This window comes from Halanaerobiales bacterium (assembly GCA_035270125.1).
Lineage (GTDB): Bacteria > Bacillota > Halanaerobiia > Halanaerobiales > DATFIM01 > DATFIM01.
The window spans coordinates 1-4,228 of record DATFIM010000129.1 but is presented as its reverse complement, the minus strand read 5'-3'; the positions used below and the strand labels follow the sequence as shown (position 1 = coordinate 4,228).

The 4,228-nt window shown below is 28.6% G+C and carries 5 protein-coding genes; all 5 read right to left on the bottom strand.

The genetic code is table 11. The features are described 5' to 3' along the window. Positions 1 to 150 precede the first annotated feature (150 nt). On the bottom strand, positions 151 to 909 hold the full coding sequence (heR, locus tag VJ881_06725; protein HKL75745.1) for a heliorhodopsin HeR: 759 nt from the start codon (positions 907 to 909) through the stop codon (positions 151 to 153). A gap of 127 nt (positions 910 to 1,036) precedes the next feature. Continuing rightward, positions 1,037 to 1,525, bottom strand: a complete 489-nt coding sequence (locus tag VJ881_06720; protein HKL75744.1) for a flavodoxin domain-containing protein — start codon at positions 1,523 to 1,525, stop codon at positions 1,037 to 1,039. A 28-nt stretch (positions 1,526 to 1,553) separates the two neighbouring features. Continuing rightward, entirely contained in the window at positions 1,554 to 1,964 is a 411-nt protein-coding gene (locus VJ881_06715) for an HIT family protein (GenBank protein ID HKL75743.1), read from the bottom strand. A 26-nt stretch (positions 1,965 to 1,990) separates the two neighbouring features. Beyond that, positions 1,991 to 3,379 carry an MATE family efflux transporter gene (locus VJ881_06710; protein HKL75742.1) on the bottom strand — a complete coding sequence of 463 codons (1,389 nt, stop codon included), beginning with the start codon at positions 3,377 to 3,379 and terminating at the stop codon, positions 1,991 to 1,993. An 84-nt stretch (positions 3,380 to 3,463) separates the two neighbouring features. Beyond that, on the bottom strand, positions 3,464 to 4,228 hold a 765-nt coding region (locus VJ881_06705), incomplete at its 5' end, for a phospholipase D-like domain-containing protein (GenBank protein ID HKL75741.1).

The window sequence follows — 4,228 nt, the reverse complement described above, 5'->3', positions numbered from 1 at the left end:
TTTTTCTTTTCTTTATTATACCAATCTTTATATTCGGGATTATGTTTTTTTAATATTATTGGAAAGAGATCCCACAATTCTTCTAAAGTTAAATCTTTTAGATCTTTATCAGACATAATTACACTCCTCTAAGATTTAGTAATATTTTTATTACATCAAAGTTCCTGAAAAAACCTGCCAGGCTAAAGCAGTTTTTGCAAATAAGCTTAAATAAATATACATTTTTTCTCCAAAAAGATAATCTTTCCAGGGTCCAATTTTTTTATACTGCAAAAATTGATTAACCGCAAAAATATTAAAGAAAATAAATAGAGAAACAAAAATCCCGATTACAAATCCTGGTATTCCTACTGGAGAATTTTGACTGGCAGTAATTAATCTAATAAAAATTGTTATCCAGGGTGCGATACCTGCAATACATCCAAAAGTAAAAGGGAACCAGACAACTTTGTCTGTTTTTTGATTATAAGCCTCCATTACCCAGCCAAAAAATATCATAGAAGCATTAACAATAAATAAAGTTATTAGTGTTCCCAGATCAGTAATTCCAACCAGCATAGCAATAATAATGATCATCAAAGAACTACTAAATGAATATTCAATCCAGCGTGATTGGTTAATATTTTTTTTCAAATTTTTAATATAATAATCATAAGCAAAAGTAGAAATTGATAAATGGGCTATAGAAGATAAAAACATAAATAAAGCAACCAATAAACCCAGTCTAATATCAAAAAGTGATTGACTACCCATTTGAGTGGTTCCTGGAGGTCCCATCATATAAGAACTGGTAATAGTTATTACAAAATCAGTACTCAGCCAGACCATTAAAACTGCCTGTAACAAATGAAAAGCTGCCATTATCAAATTCAATCTCTTTAACTTTTTAAACATTTCACTATTAATCATTTTAAACATCCTCTCTTTTATAAAAAATAACTCTCTAAGTTTAAATTCTACAAATAATAATTTTTACCTTTTTAAATTAAAAAACCCCTCTCAATTAAGAGAAGGGCAACTTATTATTTATAATTATTTATGAAAATAAATCTATTGTTTTTCTCGCTATTCTTTTACCATAAATCTCTGCTCTTTCTCTTTGTTCATCATTTCCGGATTGAATACAAACAGCCCCAAAATGAGTAAATGGTTTTCCTTCTCCTGCACCGGCAGAATAAACAACCATACCTTTTACCAGTAAATGGCCTATTACTGTTTTCAATGCTACACCAGCCCCACCACCTATATATCTTTGAGTGGCAAAAGCTGCTCCTAACTTTCCTGACAAATCAAGTTCAGAAGGATAATTACCAAACCAATTTTTCATTTGATGTGATAAATCACCTGTATAAGTAGGTGTTCCAACAATAACTGCTTTTGATGAATTAATATAATCCACATCAATCTCATCTATATGCATACTTTTTACATTGATTTCTTTTTGCGTTTCTGCTCCTCTTTTAATTATATTGGCAACTTTTTCAGTATTTCCACTTTCACTATGATAAATAATTGATAAATTCATTTTTTCACCTCTCATTTATTTTTTATAATTAATTATCTAATTTTTCTATTAATTGATCAAATTTTTCCTGCAACTCTGGTTTGGTTGACCAGTTAATATCCTGTCCATCATTCTCTTCTCTGGGTACTATATGCATATGAAAATGGAAAACATCCTGCTCAGCCTTAGCTCCAGAATTACTAAATATTTGAAGGTTATTTACTTCCAACTTCTCTTTATATATATTTGCAATTTTTTTGGTAGCTTTTATAACTGCCACTAATTCTTCTTCAGGAATATCAAATATATCCTGATAGTGATTTTTAGGAATAACCAGGGTATGGTATTCATTTATGGGATTAGTATCAAAAAAAGCATAAACTCTTTTATCTTCATAAACTTTATAAGAATCTATTTCACCTTTAATTATATTACAAAAAATACAATCTTTTTTGTGCATTAATATCTCCTCCAATTATCATAAATTTAAACTTCTTTTTCTTTCCAGGTACCTTTCTGGAACCAGATAATACCTATTATAGCCGAAATAGCATTAGCAATAAGCATACCCCACCAAACTCCATTTATACCCCAATTTAAATTAACGGATAGAAAATAAGATAGAGGAATTCTCAAAATGATAAGGGCAATAATTGCCAGAATCATAGCTATTAAAGTATTACCTGCTCCTCTAAATCCACTTCCTATTACAAGTCTAATTCCTATAAAACTAAAGGAAAATCCAGCAATTTTTAAAAATGAACTACCTATTTTAACAACTTCTGGATTATTATTAAAAATAGCTATTATCTGTTCAGAAAAAATAAATACTCCAATCCAAATTAAAATTAAAGAAATAAAGGTGATAGCAGTGGCAATCCAGGTACAGCGTTCAGCTCGATCTATTTTATCTGCACCTAAATTCTGACCTACCATAGTTGTTGTACCTCTACCAAATCCTCTAACTGGCATTCTTACTATCGACATTACTCGATGACCTATACCATAAGCAGCAACTGCCATTGTGCCAAAACGTGATATTATCCCCATAAATAAAACAATACTAATTGCTGCCATTGATTTTTCACCTGCAGAAGGAATACCAATTCTAAGAATTTTTTTATACATTTTTAAATCAGGTTTTAAATATTTTTTCTTAATATGTATACCTTTTTTACCGCTAAATAGTAAGTACATCCCAAATAAACCGGCAATAGCTCTGGAGGATATTGTTGCAAGGGCAGCTCCTCTTACACCTAATTCAGGGAAAAATGACCAGCCAAAAATTATAAAGGGGTCTGCAACTATATTAATCAATACTGAAATTATCATCATTTTCATTGGAGTTTTAGTATCTCCAACTCCACGTAAGAGAGCTGAAAATACAAAAAATAAAAACATAAATGGTAAACCAATAAAAAAGATATTTAAATAACCGGTAGCCTGATCCATAATATTTTCAGGAGCACCAATTAAATGTAAAATATTTTCATTAAATAAATATCCGATAAACGATAATATAACTGAAAGAGAAAATATAAACACAAATAACTGAGTTGCGACTTTATCAGCATTTTCGCTTTCTCCAGCACCTGTGTATTGAGCTACCAAAGTAGTTCCAGAAATATTAATTCCTGCTCCTATTGATATAAACAAAAATACAACCGGAAAAGAAATAGAAATAGCTGCAACAGCCTGGGCACTAATCTTTCCCACCCAAAAAGTATCCGCGATATTATATAAAACCTGCATTCCATTTGTAATCATAATTGGCCAGGCTAATTTCATTAAAGTCGAAGTTATTGGTCCATTAATAATTTCTTCTCTATATGACTCTTTTTTTAAAGTACGTAATTTATGGTCCTTATTTTTCATTATATCACACCTCAAAATATTATATATATTATTAAAAAAATACAGTATAAAAACCCTCCTCATTCAAGAGAAGGGTTTGTACTCTTATTCTAAATTATTATAATGATACTTCAAAATGTTACTTCTTATATTTTCAGGAAGTTTTTCTTCATATCTATATTCTTTTAAATTAATCTTATTTGTTGAAACTTCTATTTCATTATCACTTTGATATCCTAATAACTCATTACATAATTCTTCAACTTTTGGAGCTGCTTTTTTATATGGACCACCAGCATTTGACCATACAATTAACCAGATATATATTTTGGGACTAAGACTTTTATAATTAGAATTATCTAATTCGCTTTTTAACTGATCAGAATTATTTCCAAATTTTGAATTTAATTCTTCAATTTTTGCAATTAATTCATTTACTTTATTTTCATCTACATCATCTAATAATTCAATATTTAATTTTTCGGGATTATAATCTTTTCCCTGATCTGCATCATATTTAGTTGCTTCATGTATATTAAATTCATTTGCATTTCTTACTCTTTGATAAGTTTCATCTATTAAAATATGCTTTATTTCTTTTCCAGATTCAATAAATTTATCTACTTTTTTTCTAATATAACTAAAATCTTCATCCTCTTTTTTTCTTATTAAAATTCCATATTCATTACTTTCTTTAAGACCTTTATTAGTAAAATTAGAACTGGTAATTATAATTTTATCCTTATCAAAACAATAAATTTTTGCATTTAATTTTTTTAACATAAATAATTTAGCATTATTATTGGCTAAATTTCTCAAAGCTTCAATACTGGAAGTTTCTGCTTTAAATAACCTTTCATTAAATCTAGT